Source organism: Nitrosovibrio sp. Nv17 (assembly GCF_900119085.1).
Lineage (GTDB): Bacteria > Pseudomonadota > Gammaproteobacteria > Burkholderiales > Nitrosomonadaceae > Nitrosospira.
In genome coordinates, this window is the sequence record NZ_FPIQ01000009.1 from 42,600 (window position 1) to 69,191 (window position 26,592).

The 26,592-nt window shown below is 65.6% G+C and carries 31 protein-coding genes; 16 read left to right on the top strand and 15 right to left on the bottom strand.

Features of this window, described 5'->3' with window-relative positions; genetic code table 11:
• Positions 1 to 432: 432 nt before the first annotated feature.
• Positions 433 to 1,233, bottom strand: coding sequence for a hydroxyacylglutathione hydrolase (gene gloB, locus BT108_RS06895; RefSeq protein ID WP_072293803.1), 801 nt, complete (start codon positions 1,231 to 1,233; stop codon positions 433 to 435).
• A gap of 100 nt (positions 1,234 to 1,333) precedes the next feature.
• Here gloB and BT108_RS06900 point away from each other — a divergent pair, with 100 nt between their 5' ends.
• The 7 genes from BT108_RS06900 (at position 1,334) to BT108_RS06930 (ending at position 5,815) form a co-directional block, all read left to right on the top strand.
• Positions 1,334 to 2,206 (top strand): class I SAM-dependent methyltransferase, encoded by an 873-nt coding sequence (locus tag BT108_RS06900; protein WP_072293804.1) that lies wholly within the window; start codon positions 1,334 to 1,336, stop codon positions 2,204 to 2,206.
• Positions 2,203 to 2,649 carry a ribonuclease HI gene (gene rnhA / locus BT108_RS06905; protein ID WP_072293805.1) on the top strand — a complete coding sequence of 149 codons (447 nt, stop codon included), beginning with the start codon at positions 2,203 to 2,205 and terminating at the stop codon, positions 2,647 to 2,649. Before BT108_RS06900 ends, rnhA begins: the two co-directional genes overlap by 4 nt.
• A gap of 48 nt (positions 2,650 to 2,697) precedes the next feature.
• On the top strand, positions 2,698 to 3,399 hold the full coding sequence (gene dnaQ / locus BT108_RS06910; RefSeq protein WP_072293806.1) for a DNA polymerase III subunit epsilon: 702 nt from the start codon (positions 2,698 to 2,700) through the stop codon (positions 3,397 to 3,399).
• Positions 3,396 to 3,779, top strand: coding sequence for a bleomycin resistance protein (locus BT108_RS06915; RefSeq protein WP_072293807.1), 384 nt, complete (start codon positions 3,396 to 3,398; stop codon positions 3,777 to 3,779). The genes dnaQ and BT108_RS06915 overlap by 4 nt, the downstream gene beginning before the upstream one ends.
• Positions 3,780 to 3,847: 68 nt before the next feature.
• Positions 3,848 to 4,291 carry an SRPBCC family protein gene (locus tag BT108_RS06920; protein WP_072293864.1) on the top strand — a complete coding sequence of 148 codons (444 nt, stop codon included), beginning with the start codon at positions 3,848 to 3,850 and terminating at the stop codon, positions 4,289 to 4,291.
• Complete coding sequence (locus BT108_RS06925; RefSeq protein WP_072293808.1) at positions 4,288 to 4,992, top strand: thiopurine S-methyltransferase; 705 nt, start codon at positions 4,288 to 4,290, stop codon at positions 4,990 to 4,992. The genes BT108_RS06920 and BT108_RS06925 overlap by 4 nt, the downstream gene beginning before the upstream one ends.
• Before the next feature lie 55 nt (positions 4,993 to 5,047).
• Positions 5,048 to 5,815, top strand: a complete 768-nt coding sequence (locus BT108_RS06930; protein ID WP_255369648.1) for a 3-oxoacyl-ACP reductase family protein — start codon at positions 5,048 to 5,050, stop codon at positions 5,813 to 5,815.
• A gap of 78 nt (positions 5,816 to 5,893) precedes the next feature.
• Here BT108_RS06930 and rpsD read toward each other — a convergent pair whose 3' ends face one another.
• The 7 genes from rpsD to BT108_RS06965 form a co-directional block, all read right to left on the bottom strand.
• A complete protein-coding gene (gene rpsD / locus BT108_RS06935; RefSeq protein ID WP_072293809.1) occupies positions 5,894 to 6,505 on the bottom strand; it encodes a 30S ribosomal protein S4 in 612 nt (203 codons plus the stop codon).
• Between the two features lie 553 nt (positions 6,506 to 7,058).
• Positions 7,059 to 7,337, bottom strand: coding sequence for a type II toxin-antitoxin system RelE/ParE family toxin (locus BT108_RS14305; protein ID WP_072293810.1), 279 nt, complete (start codon positions 7,335 to 7,337; stop codon positions 7,059 to 7,061).
• 55 nt (positions 7,338 to 7,392) lie between these two features.
• Positions 7,393 to 7,653: a type II toxin-antitoxin system Phd/YefM family antitoxin gene (locus BT108_RS06945; protein WP_072293811.1), complete on the bottom strand. Its 261-nt coding sequence runs from the start codon at positions 7,651 to 7,653 to the stop codon at positions 7,393 to 7,395.
• A gap of 111 nt (positions 7,654 to 7,764) precedes the next feature.
• Positions 7,765 to 8,847, bottom strand: a complete 1,083-nt coding sequence (gene arsB, locus BT108_RS06950) for an ACR3 family arsenite efflux transporter (protein WP_072293812.1) — start codon at positions 8,845 to 8,847, stop codon at positions 7,765 to 7,767.
• 10 nt (positions 8,848 to 8,857) lie between these two features.
• A complete protein-coding gene (locus BT108_RS06955) occupies positions 8,858 to 9,355 on the bottom strand; it encodes an arsenate reductase ArsC (protein ID WP_072293813.1) in 498 nt (165 codons plus the stop codon).
• Positions 9,356 to 9,367: 12 nt separating this feature from the next.
• Complete coding sequence (locus tag BT108_RS06960) at positions 9,368 to 9,832, bottom strand: ArsI/CadI family heavy metal resistance metalloenzyme (RefSeq protein ID WP_072293814.1); 465 nt, start codon at positions 9,830 to 9,832, stop codon at positions 9,368 to 9,370.
• Between the two features lie 11 nt (positions 9,833 to 9,843).
• Positions 9,844 to 10,173: an ArsR/SmtB family transcription factor gene (locus BT108_RS06965; RefSeq protein WP_072293815.1), complete on the bottom strand. Its 330-nt coding sequence runs from the start codon at positions 10,171 to 10,173 to the stop codon at positions 9,844 to 9,846.
• 472 nt (positions 10,174 to 10,645) lie between these two features.
• Between BT108_RS06965 and BT108_RS06970 the strand changes: the two genes are divergently transcribed.
• Positions 10,646 to 12,043, top strand: a complete 1,398-nt coding sequence (locus BT108_RS06970) for an adhesin (protein ID WP_072293816.1) — start codon at positions 10,646 to 10,648, stop codon at positions 12,041 to 12,043.
• A 142-nt stretch (positions 12,044 to 12,185) separates the two neighbouring features.
• Entirely contained in the window at positions 12,186 to 12,788 is a 603-nt protein-coding gene (locus BT108_RS06975; protein ID WP_072293817.1) for a tetratricopeptide repeat protein, read from the top strand.
• A gap of 7 nt (positions 12,789 to 12,795) precedes the next feature.
• Here BT108_RS06975 and BT108_RS06980 read toward each other — a convergent pair whose 3' ends face one another.
• Positions 12,796 to 13,773, bottom strand: coding sequence for a LysR family transcriptional regulator (locus tag BT108_RS06980; RefSeq protein ID WP_072293818.1), 978 nt, complete (start codon positions 13,771 to 13,773; stop codon positions 12,796 to 12,798).
• Positions 13,774 to 13,925: 152 nt separating this feature from the next.
• On the opposite strand from BT108_RS06980, the gene BT108_RS06985 reads away from it, so the two are divergent.
• The 5 genes from BT108_RS06985 to BT108_RS07005 all read left to right on the top strand — a co-directional run bounded on the left by BT108_RS06985 (position 13,926) and on the right by BT108_RS07005 (position 17,883).
• Entirely contained in the window at positions 13,926 to 15,401 is a 1,476-nt protein-coding gene (locus BT108_RS06985; protein WP_072293819.1) for a ribulose-bisphosphate carboxylase large subunit, read from the top strand.
• Positions 15,402 to 15,428: 27 nt separating this feature from the next.
• Positions 15,429 to 15,863: a ribulose bisphosphate carboxylase small subunit gene (locus tag BT108_RS06990; RefSeq protein ID WP_072293820.1), complete on the top strand. Its 435-nt coding sequence runs from the start codon at positions 15,429 to 15,431 to the stop codon at positions 15,861 to 15,863.
• A gap of 226 nt (positions 15,864 to 16,089) precedes the next feature.
• On the top strand, positions 16,090 to 17,037 hold the full coding sequence (gene cbbX, locus BT108_RS06995; protein WP_072293821.1) for a CbbX protein: 948 nt from the start codon (positions 16,090 to 16,092) through the stop codon (positions 17,035 to 17,037).
• A gap of 19 nt (positions 17,038 to 17,056) precedes the next feature.
• The gene (locus tag BT108_RS07000) at positions 17,057 to 17,413 is read left to right on the top strand and encodes a hypothetical protein (protein ID WP_072293822.1); all 357 of its coding nucleotides are present in this window, start codon (positions 17,057 to 17,059) and stop codon (positions 17,411 to 17,413) included.
• A gap of 173 nt (positions 17,414 to 17,586) precedes the next feature.
• Positions 17,587 to 17,883 carry a helix-turn-helix domain-containing protein gene (locus BT108_RS07005; RefSeq protein WP_072293823.1) on the top strand — a complete coding sequence of 99 codons (297 nt, stop codon included), beginning with the start codon at positions 17,587 to 17,589 and terminating at the stop codon, positions 17,881 to 17,883.
• A gap of 116 nt (positions 17,884 to 17,999) precedes the next feature.
• Here the strand turns inward: BT108_RS07005 and nhaA are convergent, their stop codons facing one another.
• Positions 18,000 to 19,337, bottom strand: coding sequence for a Na+/H+ antiporter NhaA (gene nhaA, locus BT108_RS07010; protein ID WP_072293824.1), 1,338 nt, complete (start codon positions 19,335 to 19,337; stop codon positions 18,000 to 18,002).
• A gap of 236 nt (positions 19,338 to 19,573) precedes the next feature.
• Between nhaA and BT108_RS07015 the strand changes: the two genes are divergently transcribed.
• Positions 19,574 to 20,107 carry a hypothetical protein gene (locus BT108_RS07015; protein ID WP_072293825.1) on the top strand — a complete coding sequence of 178 codons (534 nt, stop codon included), beginning with the start codon at positions 19,574 to 19,576 and terminating at the stop codon, positions 20,105 to 20,107.
• A 159-nt stretch (positions 20,108 to 20,266) separates the two neighbouring features.
• Positions 20,267 to 20,458: a YodC family protein gene (locus tag BT108_RS07020; protein WP_177257269.1), complete on the top strand. Its 192-nt coding sequence runs from the start codon at positions 20,267 to 20,269 to the stop codon at positions 20,456 to 20,458.
• A gap of 271 nt (positions 20,459 to 20,729) precedes the next feature.
• On the opposite strand, the gene BT108_RS07025 is transcribed toward BT108_RS07020, so the two are convergent.
• From BT108_RS07025 to rpmA, 5 genes are all read right to left on the bottom strand, one after another.
• A complete protein-coding gene (locus BT108_RS07025; protein ID WP_072293827.1) occupies positions 20,730 to 22,733 on the bottom strand; it encodes a multicopper oxidase family protein in 2,004 nt (667 codons plus the stop codon).
• Positions 22,734 to 22,781: 48 nt separating this feature from the next.
• Positions 22,782 to 23,228, bottom strand: coding sequence for a hypothetical protein (locus BT108_RS07030; protein ID WP_143142429.1), 447 nt, complete (start codon positions 23,226 to 23,228; stop codon positions 22,782 to 22,784).
• Between the two features lie 27 nt (positions 23,229 to 23,255).
• Entirely contained in the window at positions 23,256 to 24,968 is a 1,713-nt protein-coding gene (locus tag BT108_RS07035; RefSeq protein WP_072293829.1) for a tyrosinase family protein, read from the bottom strand.
• A 191-nt stretch (positions 24,969 to 25,159) separates the two neighbouring features.
• The gene (cgtA, locus tag BT108_RS07040; protein ID WP_072293830.1) at positions 25,160 to 26,203 is read right to left on the bottom strand and encodes an Obg family GTPase CgtA; all 1,044 of its coding nucleotides are present in this window, start codon (positions 26,201 to 26,203) and stop codon (positions 25,160 to 25,162) included.
• A 121-nt stretch (positions 26,204 to 26,324) separates the two neighbouring features.
• Positions 26,325 to 26,582 carry a 50S ribosomal protein L27 gene (gene rpmA / locus BT108_RS07045; RefSeq protein WP_072293831.1) on the bottom strand — a complete coding sequence of 86 codons (258 nt, stop codon included), beginning with the start codon at positions 26,580 to 26,582 and terminating at the stop codon, positions 26,325 to 26,327.
• Positions 26,583 to 26,592: the final 10 nt, after the last annotated feature.

The window sequence follows — 26,592 nt, forward strand, 5'->3', positions numbered from 1 at the left end:
AGCGCAACCCATCATCTCTTTGTCTCTCGCCGTCGATCAAATATACGATGGATGGAGCAATGCGCAACCCATCATCCTTTTTTGTTTCGTCCTTGGCCCGTTGATTTCATGAATCCGGTGGGTTGCGCTGCGCTCCACCCACCCTACAAATTCATGGTTTGAATGCTTTGCTTTTTCCGTAGGATGGGTGGAGCGTAGCGCAACCCATCATCTCTTTGTCTCTCGCCGTCGATCAAATATACGATGGATGGAGCAATGCGTAACCCATCATCTTTTTCCGTTTCGTCCTTGGCCCGTTGATTTCATGAATCCGGTGGGTTGCGCTCCGCTCCACCCACCCTACAAATTCATGGTTTGAATGCTCTGCCTTTTCCCGTAGGATGGGTGGAGCGTAGCGTAACCCATCATTCCCCGCGGAAGGCGGCGGGCGGGTCAGGATCGATTCTTCCACTCGCGCAGCGCTGCGAAAACGTGCACCGCATCGGTGAGCGGCGTACCCGCGTAGGCACTGGCGCTGCGGATGACCTCCGGCTGGTCGCAGCGCAGGAACGGATTGGTGGCCCGCTCCAGCGCGAGGGTGGAAGGCAGGGTGGGAAGCTCCGCCCGGCGCTGCGCCTGCGCCACTGCCTCGCGTTCGATCAGGGCCAGGTTGCCGGGCTCCACCGTTCGGGCGAAACGGATGTTGGCCAGGGTATACTCGTGGCCGCAATAGACGCCGGTCTCGTCCGGCAGGTCCGCCAGTTTTTGCAGGGAGGCGGCCATCTGTCCGGCAGTGCCCTCGAATACCCGCCCGCAGCCGCAGGCGAACAGCGTATCGCCGCTGAACAGCCAGCCCGCGCCATGATAGGCGACATGTCCCAGGGTGTGGCCCGGGATGTCGAGCACCCGCAGGCGCAGGGAAAGCTCCGGGACGTGGACTTCGCCGATCGCATCGCCGTCGTCCCGGCAGCCGTCTTCCGCCATCTCCCGGACAGGGTGCGTGACGCCGGGCACGACTTCGCGTGCGGGGCCGTACACCGGCACCGGGCCGGCCTGCAGCAGCGCGGGGATGCCGCCGGCGTGGTCGTGATGGCGGTGGGTGACGAGGATGGCGGCCAGATCGAGCCGCTCCCGCCGCAGGTAGCCGAGCAGGGGCGCCGCGTCGCCGGGATCCACCGCCACTGCATGGCGGCGGTCGCGGATAATCCAGATATAATTGTCCCTCAGCGCGGGAACGGCGGCGATGTGCGGCATGTCGGAAAAAAGTCGCGGGTCGGCGCGGGTTGACAGATCGCAGTGTAGCAGGTCTCATAGGCACCATTCACGAACGGACGTTTCTCTGACTTCATCCCTCATGGCAACACGAAACGCGCTGGAATGGTTCGATACCTGTCTGGGGCAGTACCTGCTGGAGCGGGAGCGCGGCCATTTCGACCAGGTGGTCGCGGACGTGTTCGGCTACAATGCGATGCAGATAGGCTTCCCGCAGTACGATTTCCTGCGTTCCAACCGCATGCCGCTGCAGTTCTGCGCCGCCCTCGAGGAAGGCGCAGCCCTGCGGGCGGCACCCGAATTCCTGCCGATCGAGACGAACAGCCTGGATCTGGTGCTGCTGCCGCACGTGCTCGAATTCAGCGCCAACCCTCACCAGATCCTGCGGGAGGTGCAGCGCGTGCTGATGCCGGAGGGACATGTCATCGTCTGCGGCTTCAATCCCCGCAGCCTCTGGGGGATGCGCAGGATCCTCGGGTCGGTGGGCGCGCGCCTTCCCTGGCGCGGCAACCTGGTGTCCCCTCATCGATCCGGGCGTCCCTCGGCCGGCGAGGGATTCCCCTGGCATGGCCGTTTCATCGCACTGCCGCGGCTCAAGGACTGGCTGACGTTGCTGGATTTCGAGATCACCGCCGATCGCCTGTGCTGCTACGCGCCGCCCTTCAGCCAGGAGAAGTGGCTGCGGCGGGCCGGGTTCATGGAAGCGGCGGGTGAGCGCTGGTGGCCGTTTTCCGGGGGCATCTACTTCCTCACGGCCGTCAAGCGCGTGCATGGCATGCGCGTCATCAAGCCCGAGTGGAAGGAAGTGAGGGCGGCGCGGCGGGGGATGGCGCCGATCGCGCAGAAGCTCGGCGGCGGCGCGCCCGAGGATGGGCCGCGCCTGGCCGCGCGCGCCGGCATCGCGCCGACCGAAGCGCAGGCGCGCGCTACGCGCGGGCGGAGGATGCGGGCGTGAAGGACGAAGTGGTGGAAATCTTCACGGACGGCGCCTGCAAGGGCAATCCGGGCGCGGGAGGCTGGGGCGCGCTGCTGCGCTGCAATGGCCATCAGCGGGAATTGTTCGGCGGCGAGGCCACGACTACCAACAACCGCATGGAGCTGCTGGCAGTCATCCGCGCGCTGGAAGCGCTGAAGCAGCCCTGCGCGGTGCGGCTGCACACCGATTCCCAGTACGTGCAGAAGGGCATCAGCGAATGGATCCACGCCTGGAAACGGCGCGACTGGCGCACCGCCGACAGGAAGCCGGTGAAGAACGACGATCTGTGGCGGCAGCTCGACGCGCTGGCGCAGCAGCACGAGATCAGCTGGCTGTGGGTGCGGGGGCACGCCGGCCACGCCGGCAACGAGCACGCGGACCGGCTTGCCAACCGCGGGGTGGATTCGATCCTGGGCAGATAGGCCGAACACCGGCCTCCAGGCCCCCGCATACCGGAAGGAATCCAGGCCATGCGCCAGATCTTCATCGATACCGAAACCACCGGCCTGGAGCCCAGGCAGGGCCACCGCATCATCGAGTTCGCGGCGGTGGAGATGCTGGGCCGCCGGCTGACGGGAAACCGGTTCCATCGCTACCTCAATCCCGAGCGGGAGATCGACGAGGGCGCCCTGCAGGTGCACGGCCTGAATCTCGAGTTCCTCGCGGACAAGCCCAGGTTCCAGGATGTGGCTGCGGACCTGCTGGGCTTCATCGAGGGGGCGGAGCTGATCATGCACAACGCCGGTTTCGACGTCGCCTTTCTCGACCACGAGCTGGAGCGGGCGGAGCTGAAGCCGCTGGAGAATTACTGCCACGCGATCACCGATACCCTGAAGATGGCGAAGGAACTGCATCCCGGCAAGCGCAACAGCCTGGACGTGCTGTGCGAGCGCTACGAGGTCGACAACTCCCGCCGCACCCTCCATGGCGCGCTGCTGGATGCGGAACTCCTGGCGGAGGTCTACCTCGCCATGACGCGCGGACAGGACAGCCTGCTGATGGAGCTGGAGGCTCCCTCCGCGTTCGAGATGATGGCCGATCTGCGCACGCTGCCGCTGGCGGTGCTGCCGGCCAGTGCCGAGGAGCAGGCGGCCCATGCGCAGCAGCTGGAGATGATCGAGCGCGAAAGCAGGGGCAGGTGCCTGTGGAGGCAGCTGGAGGCTGCGCCATGAGCGCAGGCGGCCCATCCCGCCCGGCGGAGGGCGCGGTTCCCCTGATCCAGTCCACCGTGCCCGTGCTGGCGTCGCTCGATATCGCGGAGACGCTCGACTTTTATACCGGTCATCTGGGGTTCGGCGAGGCGCTGAGGATGGAGGACTATGCCATCGTCCGCCGCGACGGGGCGGAGATCCATTTCTGGCGGTGCAATGAGCGGCGCATCGCCGAGCATACCAGTTGCTATGTCCGTACCGGCGATACCGACAGCCTGTTCCAGGAGTTCACCGCCCGGGGATTGAAATTGCGGCCGCCCGTGGTGCGCGCCTGGGGGATGAAGGAACTGTACGTGATCGATTGCCATGGAAATCTGCTCAAATTCGGCGAACATGCGTGAAACCATGCCATCATGCGGTTCTTTCCATGGGTTTCCGGATGGATTTTCCAGCCGGATCGCGTGATTCCATGCCCCGGGTCTACAATTCGATCGTCGTGCCCGCCCCGGTGGAGGAGGTATGGGCGCGCATCCGCGACTTCCACGATTTTTCGTGGGCGCCCACGCTGATCGCCTCATGCGAGAAGGTGGGCGAAGGCGACGGCGCCACCGTCGGCGCCCGGCGCCTGCTGAACGGCGTGTTCCTGGACACCCTGGTCGGCTACAGCGCCCTGGAGCGGCGGATCGTGTACACCATCGACGATGCGCCCTCGCCGATCTCGCCGCGCGAGATACGGAACTACGTGGGGACGCTGCACCTGCTGCCCGTGACGGCCGCGGATGCGACGTTCGCCGAATGGTCGGGCTCGTGGGAAGCCGGCGGCGACGCGGGCGTGGCCTACATGGACGGCATCTACCGCTCCCTGCTGCACGACCTCGCCGCCGGGTTCGGCGAACGTGCCCACGCACGATGAGCGGGGACTACTGGCTCGCGCGCTGGGAGCGCGGGGAGACCGGATTCCATCAGGAGGCGATCAACGCCTCGTTGCAGCGGTTCTGGCCGCGGCTGAGGTGCGGCCCCGGCGACGAGGTGTTCGTGCCGTTGTGCGGCAAGACCGGCGACATGCTGTGGCTGCGCCGGCAGGGATGCCGGGTGCTGGGCGTGGAATTGAGCGGCGTCGCAATCCGGGCGTTCTTCGAGGAGGCCGGCCTGGCGCCGCGCCGCATCCCCTTGGCGGGAGACGGCGAAGATGGAGGATTCGAGGCGTTCGAGGTGTTCGAGGCGGACGGCATCCGCCTGCTCCGGGGCGACTGCTTCGACCTGACGGACACCCACCTGGCCGGGACGCGCGCGGTGTACGACCGCGCCGCGCTGATCGCACTGCCGCCCGGGGAGCGCGCGCGCTATGCGGGTCACCTGCTGCGCATCCTGCCGTCCGCTGCCCCCATCCTGCTGGTGACGCTGGACTATCCCCAGCCGGAAATGGAAGGGCCGCCGTTCGCGGTCTCCGCCGCCGAGGTGGAGGCGCTCTACGGTGGCCATGGCGACGTGCGCCTGCTCGTGCAACAGGATATCCTGTCCGGCGAGCCGCGTTTCCAGGCGCGTGGGCTGAGCTGGCTGCGGGAGAGCGCCTTTCTGGTGGAGCCGCGGCGTACGGGCATGATACGGCCCTGACACGGTGCCGGGCGTGCGATGCGCCGCCTGGCCATTTCAATGCATGAATGCCGACATGTCCGGTCGACAGGAGGAAACCATGGGCACGACGCTTCAAGGCAAACGCGCGCTGGTCACCGGCGGCAGCCGCGGCATCGGCGCGGCCATCGTCAGGCGCCTCGCGCGCGAGGGCGCCGACGTGGCGCTGACCTACGTCAGCCGCCCCGATGCAGCGGACGAGGTGGTGGCGGCTGCGCGCGCGCTCGGCGTGCGCGCGCTCGCGATCCAGGCCGACAGTGCGGATGGCGCGGCGGTGGTGGCGGCGGTGGAACGGGCGGCGGCGGAATTCAATGGACTCGACATCCTGGTGAACAACGCCGGCATTGCCGTGATCACGCCGCTGGACGACTATTCCATCGAGGATTTCGACCGCGTCCTGGCGGTGAACGTGCGTGCCGTGTTTCTGGCCACGCAGGCGGCCGTGCGCCACATGGAAGCGGATGGACGGATCATCAACATCGGCAGCGTCAATGCCGAGCGCATCCCCTTTCCGGGAGGCTCCGTATATGCCCTGAGCAAGGCCGCGCTCGTGGGGCTGGTGAAGGGGCTAGCCCGGGATCTGGGCGCCCGTGGCATCACGGTCAACAATATCCAGCCAGGGCCGATCGATACCGACCTGAATCCGGCAGAGGGAGACTTTGCCGAGGCCCTGAAAAAAGTGACGGCGCTGCCGCGCTACGGGACTGCCGACGAGGTGGCTGCGATGGTGGCCTATCTTGCCGGCCCCGAGGCAGGCTACGTCACCGGCGCCAGCCTGACGATCGATGGGGGCTTCACCGCCTAGCGGACGTAAAGAACCCCGGGTGCGCCGCATGCCGGCACTGCCCGGGGTTCTGAAGTACGGCGCGGATTCGCGGTACCGCTACAGCCTCACGGCGTAGTATTCGACCACGTGCTGCACCTCGATCGGGAAGGGCGCCTCGTCGGCGGCCGGCACGCGCGTGACGGTGGCCGAGTGCGCCGATGCGTCGAAATTGATCCATTCCGGCCGCGTCAGGGCGGGCGTCTCCAGGCTCTCCACGGCGATGGGAATGCGCGCCCCTTTTTCGGTCAGGGCGACGGTGTCGCCGGGGTTGACGCGGATCGAGGGGATGTTCACCGAACGGCCGTTGAGCACCACGTGGCGGTGACGCACCAGCTGGCGGGCCGCCACGGCGGTGGGCGCGAACCCGGCACGGAACACCAGATTGTCAAGGCGGCGCTCAAGCAGTTCGATCAGCTTGTCCCCGGTTGGGCCCTTGGCCGACTTGGCTTCCTTGAACAGGCGCTGAATCTGGCGCTCGGTCAAGCCGTAGTTGAAGCGCAGCTTCTGCTTCTCCGCCAGGCGCACCGCGTAGTCGGAGCGGCGGCGGTTCTTCTGTCCATGCTGGCCGGGGGGATAGTTGCGGTGTTCGAGCGACTTGCGGGACAGGCCGGGTAGTTCGCCGCCGAGTGCGCGCATGACCTTGAGTTTCGGTCCGGTATAACGTGACAAGTGGTTCTCCTTCGTCTTCGGTATCGGAATTTCGGGTGTGTGACGGCGCACGGGTATCCATGCATGCCCGTTCCGCTGCTGCCTTGCTGCCGGAAGCGGGTATCCCGCCCGACGCCCGGTTCGGGTTCGGCCACAGCGCGCAGCCGCGATGATAATCCCATCGGGGTGTTTTTGCAAATGAAGGACGTGTTCCATTCCGGTTCATCGCCGGGGTTTTTAGAGAGATCGCGCGACGACATAGGCAGTGGCAATGGTCGAGCATGGGGACAACATGCGCTCTGATTCCACAGGGGCTAATCGATTGTCGAGCTTATCGGAATCGCCGGTACTGGCATCCAAAAATGACGCTTGACCGAAAGGCTGTCCTGTCTTCACTATGGGACACCTTTATCGAGATATGCCGCGGCTTGGACTCCCCAAGCCGTACGGCTGGTCGGCAACGAAGTTGTCGACGATTGCTCCCAGGTTTACCCAGAATTCGTCTACATCTTTCCGACACGACCATGAGGCGGAAAGCAGGTAGCGAACTTTATTTCCTGCGAAACATGAAGACCTATCGCTCGCGCTCCCATGTCTGTTCCGTATGAAGAGCGAATGCGCGTTCGATATCCATGCCCGGGTGCAATAGCCGCAGCACGGTGATCCCATCCCTTTGGGGGAGATAAAAGGCGGTGTGGGAGGGCACGGTAAAGGAGCGTACCTGTGGGGCGATCTCGTCTCGTTCAAGCCCGATGCGGGGCGACAAGCTTAGCTTTTTGAGAGCCAATTCGAGTTCTTCCCGATAGCGGCGTGCTTGCGCGTTTCCCCATGTCTGCTTCGTATAGCGACCCATTTCGCGTAAACACGTAAATCTTCGATGGCTGTTGCGGTGAATTCACAACGAGGCATCAATCCACAAGCGCTTCATCGAATTCTGCGAATGCCTGCTCGGCTGACAGGACATATCCTCGCTCCATTTCATCGAGGCTCTTACGTACTTCCTGGCGCAGCAACTCCAGCTTGAGCCGCTGGTGATCCTCGAAAGCGGTTGCAGACATGAGGGCTGCCGCGGCGCGGCCGTTCCTGGAAATAGTCACGGGCTCGCGCTGGGCCTTGTCGAGCAACGCCCCGAAATTGGTTTTGGCATCGGCAGCCGGTATCGTGTCCATGCAAACCCTCCTCTTTAATTAGTCTGGGGTATTTAATCGTTTTGGTCAAATTGATCAATATTTTATGGATGCCGATCAGAGACTGAGAATCGAGCTTGAGCCCCTTTGGGATTACGGAGCGGTCGCGCGGCGCTCGTACCAGACGCGCGAGCGGTTGACCACGCGCACGACCAGCAGCATGACCGGTACCTCGATCAGTACGCCGACCACCGTGGCCAGCGCCGCGCCGGAATGGAAGCCGAACAGGCTGATGGCCGCGGCCACCGCCAGCTCGAAGAAGTTGCTTGCGCCGATCAGCGCCGACGGGCAGGCGATACTGTGTTGCTCACCCGTCTGGCGGTTGAGCCAATAGGCGAGTGCGGAATTGAAGAATACCTGGATCAGGATCGGCACCGCGAGCATGGCGATGATTGGTGGCTGCTGCAGGATGGCTTCACCCTGGAAGGCGAACAGCAGCACCAGCGTCAGCAGCAGGGCCGCGATGGACAGCGGACCGATGCGCGCCAGTGCCCGGTCAAGCGCGGCCTGGCCGCGGCGCAGCCGCGCCCGGCGCCAGATCTGCGCGAGGACGACCGGAATGACGATATAGAGCACCACCGAAGTCAGGAGCGTCGCCCATGGAACGGCGATGGACGACAGGCCCAGCAGCAGCCCGACGATCGGCGCGAAGGCGAACACCATGATGAGATCGTTCAACGCCACCTGCGACAGCGTGAATATCGGATCGCCGCCGGTCAGCCGGCTCCAGACGAACACCATTGCCGTGCAGGGCGCGGTGGCCAGCAGGATCAGACCGGCGATGTAGCTGTCGATCTGATCGGCCGGCAGCCAGACAGCGAAGACATGACGGAGGAAGATCCATGCCAGCAGTGCCATCGAGAACGGTTTGACCGCCCAGTTGACGAGCAGCGTGATGCCGATGCCGCGCCAGTATCGCTTGACCTGGCCGAGTGCGCCGAAGTCCACTTTCAGCAGCATGGGCACCACCATCATCCAGATCAGCAAGCCTACGGGCAGGTTCACCTGGGCCACTTCCATGCGACCGATGGCCTGGAACACATCGGGCGCCAACTGCCCCAGAGCAATGCCGGTGATGATGCACAACGCCACCCACACGCTCAGATAACGCTCGAACCCGCCCAAGGCGGAGGGGCCTGCCGGCATATGGCCGGCCGTATCGGTTCCCGCGCTCATCGCGTTGCCTTCATTGGCAACCGATGTCGTGTAGCTTGCGCTGCAGTGACAGGGCATCCAGGTTTTTCAGCGGTAGCGACAGGAACAGTTCGATGCGCCGGCGCAGCGTGAGGGCTGTATCGTAGAACGCCTTGCGTTGTCGCTCCTCGCTGCCCTCGACGGCGGCGGGATCGGGTACGCCCCAGTGGGCCGAGACCGGCTTGCCCGGCCACAGCGGACACGACTCGCCGGCGGCGTTGCCGCACACGGTGAAGATGAAATCGAACACCGGTGCACCCGGCGCCCCGAACTCGTCCCAGCACTTGCTGCGGTAGCCCGCGATCGGCAGGTGCAGGCGCTCAAGCGTGGCAAGGGCCAGCGGATGCACTTTGCCCTTTGGGCGGCTGCCAGCCGAGAAGGCGCGGAAGCGCTCCCCGCCCAGTCCGTTGAGGATACCTTCGGCAAGGATGGAACGCGCCGAATTGCCGGTGCAGATGAACAGTGTGTTGTAAGCGGGTTCCATGGTCATGCGCGCCTCGCTTCAGCAGCAGGGAGCAGCCGGTCTTGCGGACGCGTGGCCACCGTCGGGAGGACAGCAGGCGGCTGCGGCATCCGCTGCGGATTGGGGCGCCTCGGTGAATACCGGAATGTCGCCCAGCGTGTGAAAATGCTCCCAGGCCACGCCCTGCGGATCGGTGATCCAGTGCTTCCCGCTGCGCGCGTAGCAGCAGCTCGTGATGCCCTCGTCCTGCAGGGCCGCGTCGACCGCCTGCGCGCGGGCCTTCAAGGCGGCCAGCTCTTCGGCGTCGTCGGTCTGGATGCCCAGATGATCGATGCCCGGTTTGCTGCCGCGCGTGGAAATGGCAAAGTTGACCGGCGGGTCCTCGAGCATCCATTTCGCGTAGTCGGCCTCGACGCGCGCCGGCTGCGCGGCGAACAGCCGGGAGTAGAAGCCGATGCTGCGATTCAGGTCATCGACGTGCAGATGGACGTGGAAGCGTTTCATGTGGGTTCCTTTCAGCAGACCATGCAGGCACGGGAAGGATCGTTGGCCTCGCACACGCCGCCCTGGCAGCAGTGCTCGGTCAGGTAGCCGAGCAGCCCGTTCATGCGGGTGAAGTCGGCGCGGTAGATCAGGTTGCGGCCCTGCTGCTCGATGGTGACCAGGCCGGCATGGGCCAGCTCCTTCAGGTGGAAGGACAAGGTGTTGCGGGCCACGTCGAGCTGGTCGGCCAGTACGCTGGGGGTAAGCCCTTCGGCGCCGGCGACGACCAGGGCGCGGAATACGCGCAACCGCTGGGCATGGGCCAGGGCATTCAGGGCGGAGACAGCCTGATCTTCATTCATAATTCAATAATACAACATTTATTGAATCAATACAAGGAAAAAATACGCTGTGAGCTTCCGCGTGTCGCGGCGTGCCGCCATTGGAATCGCGCTGCGCCCTGCCTCATGCCGTCGCGGACGCCCGGACCGTTCGGGCAGCGTGCATGTATGAAGTTCGCGGAATCGGGGTCATGCATGCCGAAAATCCCCCTTATCCTTCACCGGCGCCCGAGCTTCGACGCCACCATGTTCCGGCCGTCGTGCTGAACCTTTCCCGACAGCGGCTGTTGCGGGTATCATTGCCTGTTTTTTTGGGAATTTCGATCAGAACTCATCGGTTCCATCGATAAAAATCCATAATAATTTGAAAAACAAGGATAGAATCTCCAGTTCCGCATATTTGTCCATGTATTCTATGCTGTTTTTACCTAGATAAGGTAGCGCTATATTTAATAAGTATGTATGTGAAGCCGACCAACTGAGGATGACCGGAATGGAATTCAATCACAAGAAAGGCGGGATGTGCCGGCGCTTGATGCCTCTGGCATTCGTCGTGGGCCTGTCCGCCTGCGGCGATAACGGGGGATCCGCGCCGGCCGCCGGCGGCGGCAAGAGCGGGGCCAGCAGCGGGAGCGCGCAGACGGGGGCGGGCGCCGGCAGGCTGCTGGACGGTGCGGTGGAAGGGGTCGCCTACGTCGCCCCGGGCGGTTCCGGTACCACGGATGAAAATGGGGCATTCAATTTCAACTACGGGGACACGGTCGAATTCAAGCTTGGCGGGCTGAGCCTCGGCAAGGCGAAGGGCGCGGCGATCGTGACGCCGATCGAGCTGGCGGACGGCAGCGAGAAGCGGCTGCCGAACCTGCTGGTGCTGCTCCAGTCGCTGGATGCGGACGGCGATCCGGGCAACGGCATTTCGATCCCGGCCGCCGCCGCGTCGGCGCTGGACGCCGCGCTCGACCTGGAAGGCGATCCCTCGGCGCTGGCCGCCTCACCCGCGCTGCAGAAGGCCCGGGATGCGGCGGGCATAGCCGGGCCGGCGCGGACGCCGGAGGAGGCCAGCGCCCATTTTCTCGCCCAGGCCGTCGGCTGGTTCGGCACCCATATCTGGATTCGGCAGGACGATACGGCGACGTCCGTCATCCGCTTCTCGCGTGACGGCACGGGCGAGTATCTGGCGGGGGACGCCACCCCGGACGATTCCTGCGATACCAACCGCGTCTGCGGGGGCAGCCTGGTCAGCACGGCCGGGGTGGAGTACGGGACGCTGAAGTTCACCGAGGCGGATACGCGGGGATTCAAGGTGGCGGCGCAGCTGGCGATCGATACCAACCGCCACGCCGGCCTGTCGCACCCGCGGCCCAACTGGAGAATCCGCAGCGACGGCGAGGATCTGATCGCGTCGGACATCTTCACGGTGCAGAGGGAGCGCGAGCAGAAGAGCCTGTTCGGGGAATTGTTCCACATCGCCGGGACGCTCGAGATCAGCTCGGAGCACGAGGAGATCAAGACCGAGGTCAAGGAGAACCGCTACGCCAGGCTGGAGAACGATCCCAAGGGCATCGTCGGCGCCTGGGCATCCGACCCTGCCGCCATCAAGACGCCGCTCTACGTATTCCTGCCCAGCGGCAAGTACATGCTGATCGATCCGGTCGGGGACGTGGCGGCGGCGGGGCGCGAAAGCTGCGGCGGCCCGGGGGTCGAGTTCGCCTCCTATACCCACGACGCCGGCGGCGCGCTGACCATCCGCAGCTTCACCTACGATACCAACGGCTGCGCGGGTTTCTCGGGGAAGGAGGCGGATGCGTTCCGGCTGGAGGGCGACGGCAACACCGCCACCCTGGTGGCCAAGGACGGCACCTCCCTGACGCTGCACCGGGTTTCCCGGTAGTTCCGGCCCGGCCGCCAGCGGGCGACCCGGCACAATGCGCCGCGTGGTATGCTTGCTGCCGGCTTGGCGGCCACGCTCCCGTCCCCCGGGTCGGGAGGGGCGAGGCCAGGCACATCTTTATCATCCAATCGGGGAGACGCACATGAAGCGATGGATTTCCGGTGCCATTGTCCTGCTCGGTCTGGCGGGCTGCGCGACCGTCGGCCAGAAGTCGGTGGTGGACTACATGGATGCCGCCACGGCGGCCCGGGAACGGGGCGACTGGGAGGGTGCCCGCGCCCTCTACGCGCGCTCGTTCGAGGACGCCAATCTGGCGCACACCAGTCCCCGCTTCCGTGCCGTCCTGCACTACGAATATGGCCGGGCACTGGGCGTGACCTGCCAGTTCCGCAAGGCGGAGGAGGAGCTCACGGCGGCCCACGACCTGGACAAGAAGTCCGGCGGCGTGTTCTACATTTCCCTGGCGGAACTGGCGCGCCTCAATCTGGCGCAGAAGAAGTACGCCGAAGCCGCCGGATACTTCGAGCGCGTGCTGGTCGAACTGGATCCGCAGATCATCGCCAAGAAGGCGCCGGATTTCTATGTCGCCGTCCTTGAGGACCATGCGCTGGCCCTGGCCGGGGCGGGCCGGCAGCAGGAGGCGGACGATGTCTCGAAGCGTGCAGCAGCCATCAGGGCCGAGGATCCGGAGGCGGAATCCTGGGCCGGCGACGAGCGTACTCCCTACGGTACGCGCTGCAAGTAGATCCCGGTCAGGGAGCCTTCCCGCCTCCGGCGCCCTGCCGCGACGGGCGGGGCCTCCCTGCGATGGAATGGCGTGACAGGCCGCCCAGGTAGCGGGGCGCCTGCTGCAGGTATTCCAGGAACGCCTGCGCGATGAGGGACAGCTGCTTGCCCGAGGGGTAGGCGTAGTACCAGAGGCGCTCGATGGGAAAGCCCTGCACGTCGAGCGGGATCAGCTGGCCCCTGGGCGCCTCCGTATCCAGCGCCAGGGCGTGGCGCGACAGCACCGAAATCCCCAGCCCTCCGATGATCGCCTGCTTGATCGCCTCGTTGCTGCCCAGCTCCATCCGCACCTTCAGCTTCAGGTCGTGCCGGGAGAAGAAGCGCTCCGTCGCCCTGCGCGTGCCGGAGCCGGCCTCGCGCAGGATGAAGGGCTCTTCGCCGATACGCTCGATCGGAATGTCCCGGACATGGGCGAGCGGGTGCCTGGCGGAGGCGAGCACGACGAGCGGGTTGTCCAGGAACGCCTCGGCCACCGCATCCACCTCGTCCGGCAACTGGCCCAGGACGTAGAGGTCGTCCTGGTTGCTCATCAGGCGCTCCAGCACGCGCTCGTGATTCGTCACCTTGAGCGCGACCTCTATCCCGGGGTACTTCTGGCAGAACATGCCCAGCAGGCGCGAGGCGAAGTACTTCGCCGTGGTGACGACGGCGAGCCGGAGCTTGCCGGCCTTCAGCCCCTTCATGTCCGAGGCGATCATCGCGAAGCGGTCGAGATGTTCGAACACGGCCAGGCAGGTGCGGTGCAGTTCGTGTCCCGCATCCGTCAGGTAAATCTTCTTGCCGATCTGCTCGAACAGGGGCAGGCCGACATCCTCCGCCAGCTTCTTGACCTGCATCGAGGCCGTCGGCTGGGTCAGGAACAATTCCTCGGAAGCGCGGGTGAAGCTTTTCAGGCGGGCGACCGCCTCGAAGACTTGTAGCTGGCGCAGCGTGCTATGGCGCATCCGCGTTCCTTATCATAGATGTGCGACTATGATTAGCATAGACACATTTGATTGTTATTTATGGTAATTAAATTCTACTATTTCCCTCACCCTTTTAGGAAGTGCTTTTTAGCAAAGGGCATGGCGGTTTTTCTACGAACCTGGAGGAAATCATGGCATCTCAAACCATCAAGGAAGGAAAGGAGCGCTACAAGTCCGGTGTGATCCCCTACAAGAAAATGGGGTACTGGGAACCGGACTACGTTCCCAAGGACACGGACGTGATCGCGCTGTTCCGCATCACGCCGCAGGCGGGCGTCGATCCCGAGGAAGCCGCCGCCGCAGTGGCCGGCGAATCCTCGACCGCCACCTGGACTGTGGTCTGGACCGACCGGTTGACGGCGTGCGAACTGTACCGCGCCAAGGCCTATCGTGCCGACCTCGTGCCCAACACCGGCCCCGGCACCAACAACGAGGCGCAGTACTTCGCCTACATCGCCTATGACATGGATTTGTTCGAGGAAGGCTCGATCGCGAACCTGACCGCCTCCATCATCGGCAACGTATTCGGCTTCAAGGCGGTCAAGGCCCTGCGGCTGGAGGACATGCGCATTCCCGTCGCCTATCTCAAGACCTTCCAGGGTCCCGCGACCGGCATCGTGGTGGAGCGCGAGCGCCTCGACAAGTTCGGCCGCCCGCTGCTGGGCGCCACCACCAAGCCCAAGCTGGGTCTTTCCGGCAGGAACTACGGCCGTGTGGTGTACGAGGGGCTGAAGGGCGGCCTCGACTTCATGAAGGATGACGAGAACATCAACTCCCAGCCCTTCATGCACTGGCGTGACCGCTTCCTGTTCTGCATGGAAGCCGTCAACAAGGCCGCCGCGGCCACCGGCGAGGTGAAGGGGCATTACCTGAACGTCACCGCCGGCACCATGGAAGAGATGTACGAGCGTGCGGAATTCGCGAAGTCGCTGGGATCGGTCATCGTCATGATCGACCTGGTGATCGGCTACACGGCGATCCAGTCGATGGCCAAGTGGGCGCGCAAGAACGACATGATCCTGCACCTGCACCGTGCCGGCAACTCGACCTATTCGCGCCAGAAGAATCACGGCATGAACTTCCGGGTGATCTGCAAGTGGATGCGGATGGCGGGCGTGGACCACATCCATGCCGGTACCGTCGTCGGCAAGCTCGAGGGCGATCCCCTCATGATCAAGGGGTTCTACGACACCCTGCGCGAAACCCGCACCGAGCGCAGCCTGGAGCACGGCCTGTTCTTCGACCAGGACTGGGCGTCCCTCAACAAGGTCATGCCGGTCGCCTCGGGCGGCATCCACGCGGGCCAGATGCACCAGCTGCTCGACTACCTGGGCGAGGACGTGGTGCTCCAGTTCGGCGGCGGCACCATCGGGCACCCGCAGGGCATCCAGGCCGGAGCGACCGCCAACCGCGTCGCGCTGGAAGCGATGATCCTGGCGCGCAACGAGGGCCGCGACTACGTGGCGGAAGGGCCCAAGATCCTTGCCGAGGCGGCCAAGTGGTGCTCCCCGCTCAAGCTGGCCCTGGATACATGGAAGGACGTCACGTTCAACTACGAATCCACCGACACGGCCGACTTCGTTCCTTCCACCACGGTCAACGCCTAAGAACCTTACACGAGGAGTCAAATCGTCATGATGACCAATTCAGGCAACCGGCTCACGCAGGGCCAGTTCTCCTTCCTGCCTCCGCTGACGGACAAGCAGATTTCGTCGCAGATCAAGTACGCGCTGAAGAACGGCTGGGCGATCGGGATCGAATACACCGACGATCCCCATCCGCGCAACACCTTCTGGGAGATGTTCGGCAACCCGATGTTCGACCTGAAGGATCCCGCAGGGATACTGATGGAGATCAACAGCTGCCGCAAGACCTTCCCGAACCACTACATCCGCGTCACGGCCTTCAATGCCACGCGCGGGGTGGAAAGCCCGACCATGTCCTACATCGTGAACAGGCCCAAGAACGAACCGGGCTTCCATCTGGTGCGGGAGGAAAAATCGGGCAGGAGCGTCGGCTACGCAATCCATTCCTATGCGACCGACAAACCCGAGGGAGACCGGTACTGAGAAGCGCCACCGTAGATGGGTGCTCCCGTGTTTCAGGAGGAGCACCCACGACCCAGGGACACCCGGCCGGCCAGGCCGGGAACGCACTCTCCCTTCGAGCGAAGGGAGAGTTTGCGCATGATGGGCCTGAATCCAAGTCCGGCCTGCCTGTCCCGATCCAATCCCGGCCGCGATGCGAACCGTCGGCGGGAATTCCGGAATAACCTGATGCGGGGTTTAACGATATATGTCCAAGCAATCCAAGAATCCAAAGGCCGCTGAAACCGTGTCGATCGACCTGGATGCCGAGTTTCGCGACTCCAACATCCGGGAGGTGCTGGAAAAACTCGACAAGGAGCTCATAGGGCTGAAGCCGGTCAAGACCCGCATCCATGAAATCGCGGCGCTGCTGCTGGTCGACCGCGTGCGCAAGCAACTGGAGCTGACCGCGGGGGCGCCGAGCCTGCACATGTGTTTCACCGGGAACCCTGGGACCGGCAAGACCACGGTGGCCTCCCGCATGTCCGAGATCCTGCACCGCCTGGGCTACGTGCGCGAGGGGCACCTCGTGTCAGTGACCCGCGACGACCTGGTCGGCCAGTATATCGGCCACACCGCGCCGAAGACCAAGGAAGTGATCAAGAAGGCGATGGGGGGTGTGCTGTTCATCGATGAAGCGTATTATCTTTATAAACCGGAGAACGAACGCGACTATGGCGCCGAATCCATCGAGATCCTGCTGCAGACGATGGAGAACAACCGCGACGACCTGGTCGTCATCCTGGCGGGCTACAAGGACAGAATGGACAAATTCTTCCAGAGCAACCCCGGCATGCGCTCGCGCATCGCGCACCACGTGGACTTCCCGGATTACGGGGCGGACGAACTGGTGGCGATCGCCAGGCTGATGCTGGCGGGCCAGAACTACCGCTTCAGTCCCGAAGGGGAGGCCGCGTTCGGCGAGTACATCCGCCTGCGCATGAAGCTGGAATACTTTGCGAATGCCCGCTCGGTGCGCAACGCGCTGGACCGTGCCAGGCTGCGCCAGGCGAACCGCCTGTTCACCGGCGCGAAGAAGGCATTGACCAGCACCGACCTGATGACGATCGAGGCGGAAGACATCAGGGCCAGCCGCGTATTCCTGGAAGGCGAGCCCGACGAGGTCCCGGCGGGCGATGCGCAACAGGGGCCGTGAAGAGAGAGTTCATGGGATAATGTACGACACGGATGTGCTGGAGCGCCCCTGGCGCGTCTTTCCCAAGGAAATGGAGGCGGCCTGCTACAACAGGGGTCATCTGGCGATCATTCGGCTGGGCGCGCCGGTACGGGTGGCGCTGCAGCGGCACCGCGGCCTGGAGGTGATCCTGGAGCGGGACGTGTGGCTGTGCGTCGACAGCTATGCGGAGGATCAGCCGGTGCTGGCGTGGCGGACGTTCCAGACCAGGGAGCGCACCGACCTGCACCGGCCGGTGGGGTGCGAATTGTGGCTGTACCACAGCTGCGCCGGCCTCGTCATGGGGTCGGCCCTGGAGGACCTGCACCAGGTGCTCGAGAAGCTGCCGGTGAAGTGACTCCTGAGGCGGGCGGCGCATGCCTCGCCCTTCGGCTTTCATGTAGCCTTACGTGTAACCTGAATCCCACCTGCTTACGCCAAGAACAAGCGAACTAATCCGAGCCAGCAGGATCGCAACGATTTCTGCTAGTTGATCGCTCTGCTGATGGAAGCATTCAAAAAGAGAATGTCATGAGCAAGATTGCAGACAGCATCCGGCGCGGCCTTCGAGAGGCGGTGACCTATGCCGAAGGCAAAGCCGATGCGAGCGTCTACAGGGTACATGTGCCCGAGCGGATCGATGTAAAGGCGATCCGGGCGAGGCTCGACATGACGCAGGAGGAATTCGCCGGCCGCTTCGGGTTCTCGGTGAACACGCTGCGTCATTGGGAGCAGGGTTCGCGTCAGCCGGAAGGCCCGGCACGCGCCTACCTCCTGGTTATCAACCGGGCGCCCGATGCGGTGCGGAAAGCCTTGCAGGCAGTGTGAGGGCCTGTCGCATCTGGCCAGCTCTTGATAGCAGTTTGCAATGATTTGAAGATATAGGTTTCTCTGCGCGACTGCACGCGATACCCCCGTATCCCTGTGGGATAGCCGCGCGCACGTCACGCCGCGGCGCCGCGGGCAGCCTCCGATCGCAACCGCCGGGCGTACACCATGCCCCAGCCGAGCCCCAGCAGGGCTGCCGCCAGCGAGCCCATCAGAACGCCGAGCTTGGCCGCGCCCAGCAGGTTCGCGTCGTCAAAGGCGAGCATGGCGATGAAGATGGACATCGTGAAGCCGATGCCCGCGAGCAGGCCGACCAATACCATCCCGCTCCATGACACGCCGGGTGGCAGCCGGCACCAGCCCATCCGCACCACGAGCCAGCTTGCGCCGATCACCCCCAACGGCTTGCCGGCGACCAAGGCGAGCGCGACACCGGCCGTGGCCCATCCGGCTCCGCCGGCGGACGGATCGATGCCGCCTAGGCTGACGCCGGCATTGGCCAGTGCGAACAGGGGCATGACGCCGCAGGCAACCCAGGGACGCAGCGCCCGCTGCACGCGCACCACCGGCGGCAGCGATTCCCACCGGGTGGCGTCCTGTGCCGTGCCGGCACCGTGCCCGGGCAGTTCATGGGCGATGCGCGCCATCATCTCCAGCCGTCCCTCACGCATGCGCAACGGTCGCACCGGCGTCATGAACCCGAGCACGACGCCGGCGAGGGCGGGATGGGCGCCGGTCATCAGCAGGCCGCCCCACAGGATCGTGCCGGGCGCCACGTAGGCCCAGGCCGAGCCGCTGCCCATCCGCTGCAGGCCCAGCACCATCAGGATGCCGGCGCCCGCGACCGCGAATCCGCCGGGATCGAGCCCGCCGGAATAGCAGCATGCGATGATCAGCACGGCGATGATGTCGTCGATGACCACGAGCGCCAGCAGCAGGACGCGCACGGTGCCGGGGATAGCCCGGCCCAGCAGCGCCAGCACGCCCACGGCGAATGCGATGTCGGTGGCGGTGGGCACCGCCCAGCCGTATTGCCGCGCCGGATCGGGGTTTATGCCCAGGTAGATCAGGGCGGGGACGACCACGCCTCCCATGGCGGCCGCCACGGGAAGCGCCGCCTGCCGCGGATGGGCCAGCGCCCCTTCGTGGATCTCGCGCCGGACTTCCATGCCGACGACCAGGAAGAACACCGTCATCAGGGCATCGTTGATCCAGAAGTGCAGGGGCTGCGAGAAGAGGATGCCGCCCGGCCCGATCGAAAACGGCGTATGCCAGAGCGCGTGGTAACCATAGGCCAGGGGGGAGTTGGCCCAGATCAGCGCGATCGCCGCGGCGACCAGCAGCATGACGCCGCTGACAGCCTCCCTATGGAGCAGGCGTTCGAGCCTGGCGAAGGCGCGCTCGTCCAAACGCCGGGCGGAAGGCGGATCCTGCTGTGGCGGATGTCGATTCACGGTCGAGGCAACTCCGCGCGGCGGCCCGACCGGCGCATGAACCTGTCTCGCCGCGACGCGCGGCCGACACCCGCGCCCATTCTACCTGCCGGCAGCAGGGAATGCGAGATGGAGTTGACCGCATTTCGTGAAACCGTCATGATCCGGTTTCGCGGAAATATGACGTTTCCTCGAAATTATGCGGCCGCGGCGCATCGTCGCTCCGATAATGAGGCTGCTTCCCTGCGGAGATCCCCGTGAAAACATCCGTCTTTCTCAGCTACCCCAAGCCCTTCCGACAGGAACAGGCCGACTTCGTGCAGTCGGTCTGCGATCACCTGGCCGGCCGCGGCCTCCAACCGAGAACTCTGGGCGTCACCGACTATGACATGGACGTGCCCCTGAAGGCGATCCGCCGGCTGATGCTCGAGTCCAACGGACTCATCACCATCGCGTTCCGCAGAACCCTGATCAACGAGGGGCAGGTGAAGCCGGGAACCCCGGATGCATACACCATCAGGAATCAGTGGCTCACCAGTCCTTATGCCCACATCGAGCCCGCCATGGCGTTCCAGATCGGATTGCCGGTGCTGATAATCCGGGAACAAGGCGTCATCGCGGACGGCCTGCTCGAGAAGGGCGTCATCGGAACCTACATGCCGGAGTTCGATCTTTCCGCCCCGGCGGCCAGCTATCTGGCGTCGAGTGAATGGAACCAGATCATCCGGAAGTGGGAGGGGCATGTGGCGAGCGTCGTGGACAGGAAAGGGAATCCCCCCGCCCTGTATTGAAGGCGTCCATCGTCCTTTCCACGGGCGCCCTGGCCGCATGCCGCACGGTTTTTGCGACGGATCGCTGCGCGGCCAGGTGCCCCGGGTGAGAGTGCCCGGACAGGGATGATATTATTAGGCCGGCCTCCGAAGGCGGGCGCGATGATACGGGAGAATGACATGTCGGAAATCAACGTGGGCGATGTGGTCCGCCTTAAGAGCGGTGGGCCGGCCATGACGGTTGCAGGCGTTTCGAAGAATAATACTTCGGCATGTCTGTGCAAGTGGTTCAGTGGCTTTGATGTCAAGGAGTATATTTTTGAAGCCCTTGCGCTTGAAAAGCTGGATGGCGCGAATCACGGTGGGGGATGATGGGTTGCGCTGCGCTGCACCCACCCATCCTACCCCTGGTTGTCGAGGCAGGCGGCACGGATTTCCAGCATCCGTAGGATGGGTGGAGTGAAACGCAACCCATCGCTTATCCGAGGCAGCACTATTTGATGGGTTGTGCTGCGCTGCATCCATCCCGTCCCTGCCACGATTCATCGGGACACGGGCAGCGTTTTTCCGCGGTGCCCAGTCTCGGGAATCGGGAACATGCGGTTATCCAGGTGCCGCCCCGTGGAGGGGGAAGAGGGGCGGGCTACTTTCCTTTTCCGCCCGCCTGCCCCGCCGGAAGCGCGATGAGCACGTTCTGCATCATGCCCTGGTCCTCGTGGTCCAGGATGTGGCAATGCAGCACGAACTCGCCGATGTAGCGCTGGTAGCGGGTGCGCACCACCACGGTGTATTGCCCCGGCGCCTTGCCGGGCGGCACCAGGTTCTTGATCCACAGCGTATCCTTCCAGACGCCCTTCAGGCCGCGGTACTGCGGATCCGGCGCGTCGATGTCGTCCACGGCGCCGGGGGTGCTGACATCCTTGCCGTTGGGATCCAGGATGCGGACGATCTGGAACGGGTTGACATGGATGTGGAAGGGGTGGCTGACGAAGTCGGACTTGAGCGTCCACTCGTCCACGCCGCCCAGCGTCAGGGTACGGTCTATCCTGCCCGGATCGTAGGGCCTGCCGTCCACCTGGAAGGTCGCGGGCTGGGTGCCGGTGTCGATGTTGAAGTGGAGCGTCTGGGTGCCGGTGACCTCGTCGTCGCGCACGTCGGGGTGAGGCACGAACCTGCTCAGCTTCAGGCCGTTGCGCAGGTCGTTGATCACGGCGGAGCGGATCGAAGCCGGCATGTGGATCGACGCGGCGGTGATCAGCTCGCTCGCCAGATAGGTGGTGATGTCGCCGGGAACGGGGCTGCCCTGGCCCACGCTGACGACGCCCAGCAGCTGCCGTGACGGCGGCGCCTGTCCCACGCTTGCGGAGGGGGGCGCGGCATCGTCGATCACGCAGTAGAGGCCAGCCTCGGGGAATACCATCAGGGCATCCCAGCGATAGGCGGGCTGGAAGACGGTGACGTCGGTCCGGATGACGGCCCGGGTGGTCAGGCCGTCGGCGGCGATCAGGTGCTGCGGCAGGGCCGCGCCGGTGCAGCCCTCCTGGATGAACGCATCGTGCTGCGCCGGCGTCAGCGTCGCGTAATCGCGGGCATCCGCCGCCAGTTTGCGGAACTGCAGGTTGACGGTGTCGCGCACGCCGCCGTGGATGATGCGCCAGCGCTCGATCTGGCCCGTGCGCGCGCCCCTGAAGACCGGGATCACCTGGCCGTTGATGCTGGTGTAGCGGCCCGAGGCGGGCCAGGTTCCGGGCCCGAACTGGTCGTATCCCTCGATGCCGCCGACGTCGCCGGGATCGCACCGGTAGCTGCCGTCCGCGTTCGTCTTGATCCTGCCGCCGGCGTCGCGGCAGGCGTACTGGATCTGCTGCAGCACCAGCAGGCGCTCGGGAAAGGCCTGGGTGCCGACGGGCGCGAGCAGGGTGTCGATGTCGCCGTTCGCTTCGGGGGAGGGGGGGCGGACGCCGCGGACGACGAGCGCGCCGGCCATGCCGCTGGCCACCTGCAGGGCGGTGGAGCCGTGGCGGTGGGTGTGGTACCAGAAGGTGCCCGCCGGGTGGTCCGAGGGTACCTTGTATTCATACTGGAAGCTCACGCCGGGATCGATGGAGATGAGCACGTTGTCGCCATTGCCCGCGGGGTTCACCCACAGTCCGTGCGTGTGCAGGTTGGTGCCGTTGAAGCAGTGGGGGATGTTGACGCCCTTGTGGCCCCCGGCGCAGCCGGGATCGGGCGGCAGTTCGTTGTGCAGCGTGATGCGTATCGTCTCGCCGGGCAGGATGGAGAGGGTGGGCGAGACGTAGGGCGCATCCGGATCGACCCCCTTGCCCTGGTAGCTGCGCAGCCTGACCCGGTCGTGGCGCTGGGCGGCCGGATTCCAGATGCGCCCGTCGGTGTAGGCGACGCGCAGGTCCAGTTCGGCCTCGAGCTGCAGCTGTCCGGGCGGCGCGACCTCGGCGGGCGCCGCTTCAACGGCGGCATGGGCCGGTTGCGTGCGGGCGGCGGGGCGCACGATCTCCAGCAGCGGTGGATTCTCGGCCACGCGCTCGCCGTCCGCGGGGTCGGCGGACTGGGCGCGGACCGCTGTCGCCTGCGCACTGGCCGCCAGCAGCATGAAGAGAGGGAGCATGATACGGAACGGTGCGGGCATGGGGCCTCCGGTCGGGTTGGTTGCTGGTTGAAGGGGGCGGGTGCCGCGCTAGGGATCGACCGGCACGTGGATCAGCTCGACGGCTTCCACCTCGCCGGGCCGCGGCGCGCGCGCGGGCATGCCCGGCGTATCCACGGTGAGGCGCAGGCGCACGCGGCCACTCGCGAGCGCGTCCTCTGGCAGAGGGAGCAGATGGGTGGTGGCCGCTTGCGGCGCTCCGTAGGATGCGCCATGGCGCGAGAGGGTGCCCAGCAGGGCGCCCTCGGGCGTGCTCACCCGTATCTCGGCGGTGCGCGGCAGGCCGCCGACGCGCAGCCGCAGCCACGTCGTCTCGCGCGGCCCGGCCGGCCGGGCCGGCGCCAGCTCGACGAGACCGTCGACGCGGGCCTCTTCCACCGCTTCCGCGTCCTGCCCGGCATCGATGCATGCGGCATGGAGCAGCAGCGCGGCGATCAGGGATGCGGGCAGCGCGGGGGAGTGCGTGGGGCGGTGCATCGCCATGGATCGGTGCGGTGGTTGCGGTCAGCGCGAATGCCTTTCCACCACGATGGACAGCAGCTCGATTCCGGGCCGGGCATCGCGCGCCGCCGCCAGGGCGCCGTGCGATGCCCGGCGCTCGGGCACGATGCGGATGTCCAGCGGCGCATCCGTTTTCAGCAGGTTGCCCGCGCGCAGTGCCGCGACCGCGCCCGACAGCGGAATGGTGAAGGTGACCGGGCCGTGCACGGTGTGATGGCCGAACATCGAAAGCGTGCCGGCGTAGTGCGGGCTGGCCGGATCCGGATGCGCCGCGTCGGCGGGAGCGTTGACCAGGACGGCGAACTCGTGGCCGTGGGCCAGCGGCGGCAGGGCGACCGTGATCTGCGCGAACAGGGCGGACGCGTCGGGCGCGGCGCCAGCCTGCAGCAGGCCGGCATCCGCCACCGTGCCGCCCGCTGCCGCCTGCGCGGGGGCGGGCGTGATGCGCGCATGGAAGTGCTCGATCCGCAGCGCCGGCCCGCTCCCGCCGGGCGCCGCGGCGAGGGCGGCCTTCGCCGGCACGGCCTCCTCCCCCGATCCCGGCTGGTAGTCGTAGTCGAAGCCGCCGATGGTGGCATAGTCGCCCGCGGTGGTGCGGCTCACCGGGCGCCCCTGGGCGTCGACGAAGAACAGGAACGGCTCCGCAGACCAGGCGTCGAGATCGGCGCCCTCCGGCAGGGTGGGATAGCCGCGCGCCTGCTGCTTGCGGGTCCATACGTCCCAGATGCGGTCGATGTTGGCGTGGTGCAGGAAAAACAGCGGATCGACGGGCGACAGGTTGGCCTGCATGAATCCGCCCCTGTTGGTGGTGACGCCGTCGGGGCGGGTGAAGATGCCGCCCACGCAATTGTGCACCCGGTTGTGCGGCTGCCCCTCCAGGACGCCGAATCCGGTGAGCCCGCTGTGTCCCATGGTCTTGGGGCTGGCGAAGGTGATGAAGTCGAGCGGGGCGAGCGCGGCGAGCAGTGTCTGCAGGGAAACCGCCTTGGTGGTCTTGTCGTCCAGCCAGGGTTGGTCGCGGGTCACGCCGCGCGCGTGTGCCTGATCGAAGAAGAAGGCGCCGCGGGGATCGTCGATGATGTCGAACCAGAGATCGTCGGGCGAGCGCACGCCGCGCGCGAGGAGCTGCCCGTACTGGCTGGCGTCGTCGAACTCCCCGTCCGGGCCGTAGGTGCGCTTCCAGTATTCCGCTTTTGCCAATACATCCCGGTAGCGCGCATGGAACTCCCTGAATTGCGCGATATAGGCGGGGTGCGTGGGCGTCAGCACATCCTCGAACATGACATCCGGGACGCTGGCGCGGAAGGGCCTGCCCGGTTCCGTATTCGCGCTCCAGTCCCAGTAGGGCAGCGCGAATTCGGGGTCGCCGCTGAGTTCGCGGCAGATTTCCTCGAACCAGCCGATGTAGCCGCGATGCCATACCAGGAACCACCAGTTGCCGTGGGGGCAGTCCATCGTATGGGTAAGGGCGAGGCGATACCAGTTGCGCGGATCGGATGCGGGCAATTGCAGCATCCTGGCGATCGCCTTCCTGTAGCCCGCCAGGCTGCGCCTCGCGGCGGGGTCCAGGACGTTCAGGCGCCGGTATCTCGCCCTGCCCTGGGCGTGGGAGCGGCCGAAAGGAAGGGAGGCTGCTCCCAGTGCGGTGGCGGCTGCGGCGGTCGTCCTGAGGAATTCCCGGCGGGAGGGTGAGGCAGGCTGGGAAGGGGTGTGCACGGGAAGGCTCCTTGTCGTGGGGTTGGAGGAATCATCCTGCATGCCGCTGCAGGACGGAAACGGCGCCGGTTCGGCTTCGGCGGGAATGACCCGACCGTGCCCGCATGCCCGAAGGGACGCCGCCGGGCACGGCGCAGGGCTATGCCATCGGATAATCCGGCAAATGGGAGGCTCGGGGAAGCTGTAGAATCTTACAGGTCGGACGGGGCTTCCGCCGCCGGGGCGGATGTCTGCTCGAGGTGCTCCATGGCGGCATGGGTGAGCGCCTTGCAGCCTTCGCCGGACAATGCGGAAAGGATGAAGACCCTGTCATTCCAGCCGAGGCCGTCCATCAGGGCGCGCCGGCGCGCCTCACGCTCGCCCTCGGGCAGCAGGTCGATCTTGTTCAGCACCAGCCAGCGCGGTTTCCGGTCCAGCGATTCGTCATACTTCCGGAGTTCCCCGGCGATGACCCGGGCTTCGTGCACGATGTCGGTCGCCGGATCCGGCGGCGCCATGTCGATGACATGGAGCAGCAGGCGCGTGCGCGCAAGGTGCTTGAGGAAGCGGTGCCCCAGGCCGGCACCTTCGGCCGCGCCCTCGATCAGGCCGGGGATGTCCGCCATGACGAAGCTGCGGTCATGGTCGACGCGCACCACGCCTAGATTCGGATGCATCGTGGTGAAGGGGTAGTCCGCCACCTTGGGGCGCGCCGCGGAGACGGCGCGGATCAGCGTCGACTTCCCGGCATTGGGCATGCCGAGGAGGCCCACGTCGGCCAGCACCTTGAGTTCCAGCCGGAGCTCGAATTCCTCCCCGGGCTCTCCCAGGGTGAATTGCCGGGGTGCGCGGTTGACGCTGGACTTGAAATGCAGGTTGCCCAGCCCGCCCTTGCCGCCCCTGGCGAGCAACGCCTGCTGCTGGTGGCGATGGAGGTCGGCAACGATTTCCCCCGTGGCGGTATTGGTGATGACCGTGCCGACCGGCATGCGCAGGACGATGTCTTCGGCACCCTTGCCGTAGCAGTCCGAGCCGCGGCCGTTTTCTCCCCTGCGGGCGCGGTGCAGGCGCGCGAAGCGGTAGTCCACCAGCGTGTTGATGTTGCGGTCGGCGACCGCATGGACGCTGCCGCCGCGTCCGCCGTCGCCGCCGGAGGGGCCGCCCTTGGGCATGAATTTCTCGCGGCGGAAGGCGGCGGCGCCATCCCCGCCATTTCCTGCCACGACCTGGATGATCGCCTCGTCTATGAACTTCATGGTTTTCCGTCCATGGCGCGCACGCGCGTCCCTGTGCCGGTCGATGCCAGTGTGGCGCGTGCGTGTAAAACAAAAAAGCCCTGCCGGACGGCAGGGCTTTTCAGCGCGGCGCGCATCCGGCCTAGGCCGGAATGACGCTTACCGTCTTGCGCCTTGCCGCGCCACGGGTGGCGAAGCTCACCGTCCCGGTCAGCTTGGCGAACAGGGTGTGGTCCTTGCCCATGCCGACGTTGTCCCCGGCGTGGACCCGGGTGCCGCGCTGCCGGACGATGATGCTGCCCGCCGGGATGAGCTCCCCGCCGTAGCGCTTCACGCCCAGGCGCTTGGAATTCGAGTCGCGTCCGTTCCGGGAGCTGCCGCCTGCCTTCTTGTGCGCCATGACGAATCCT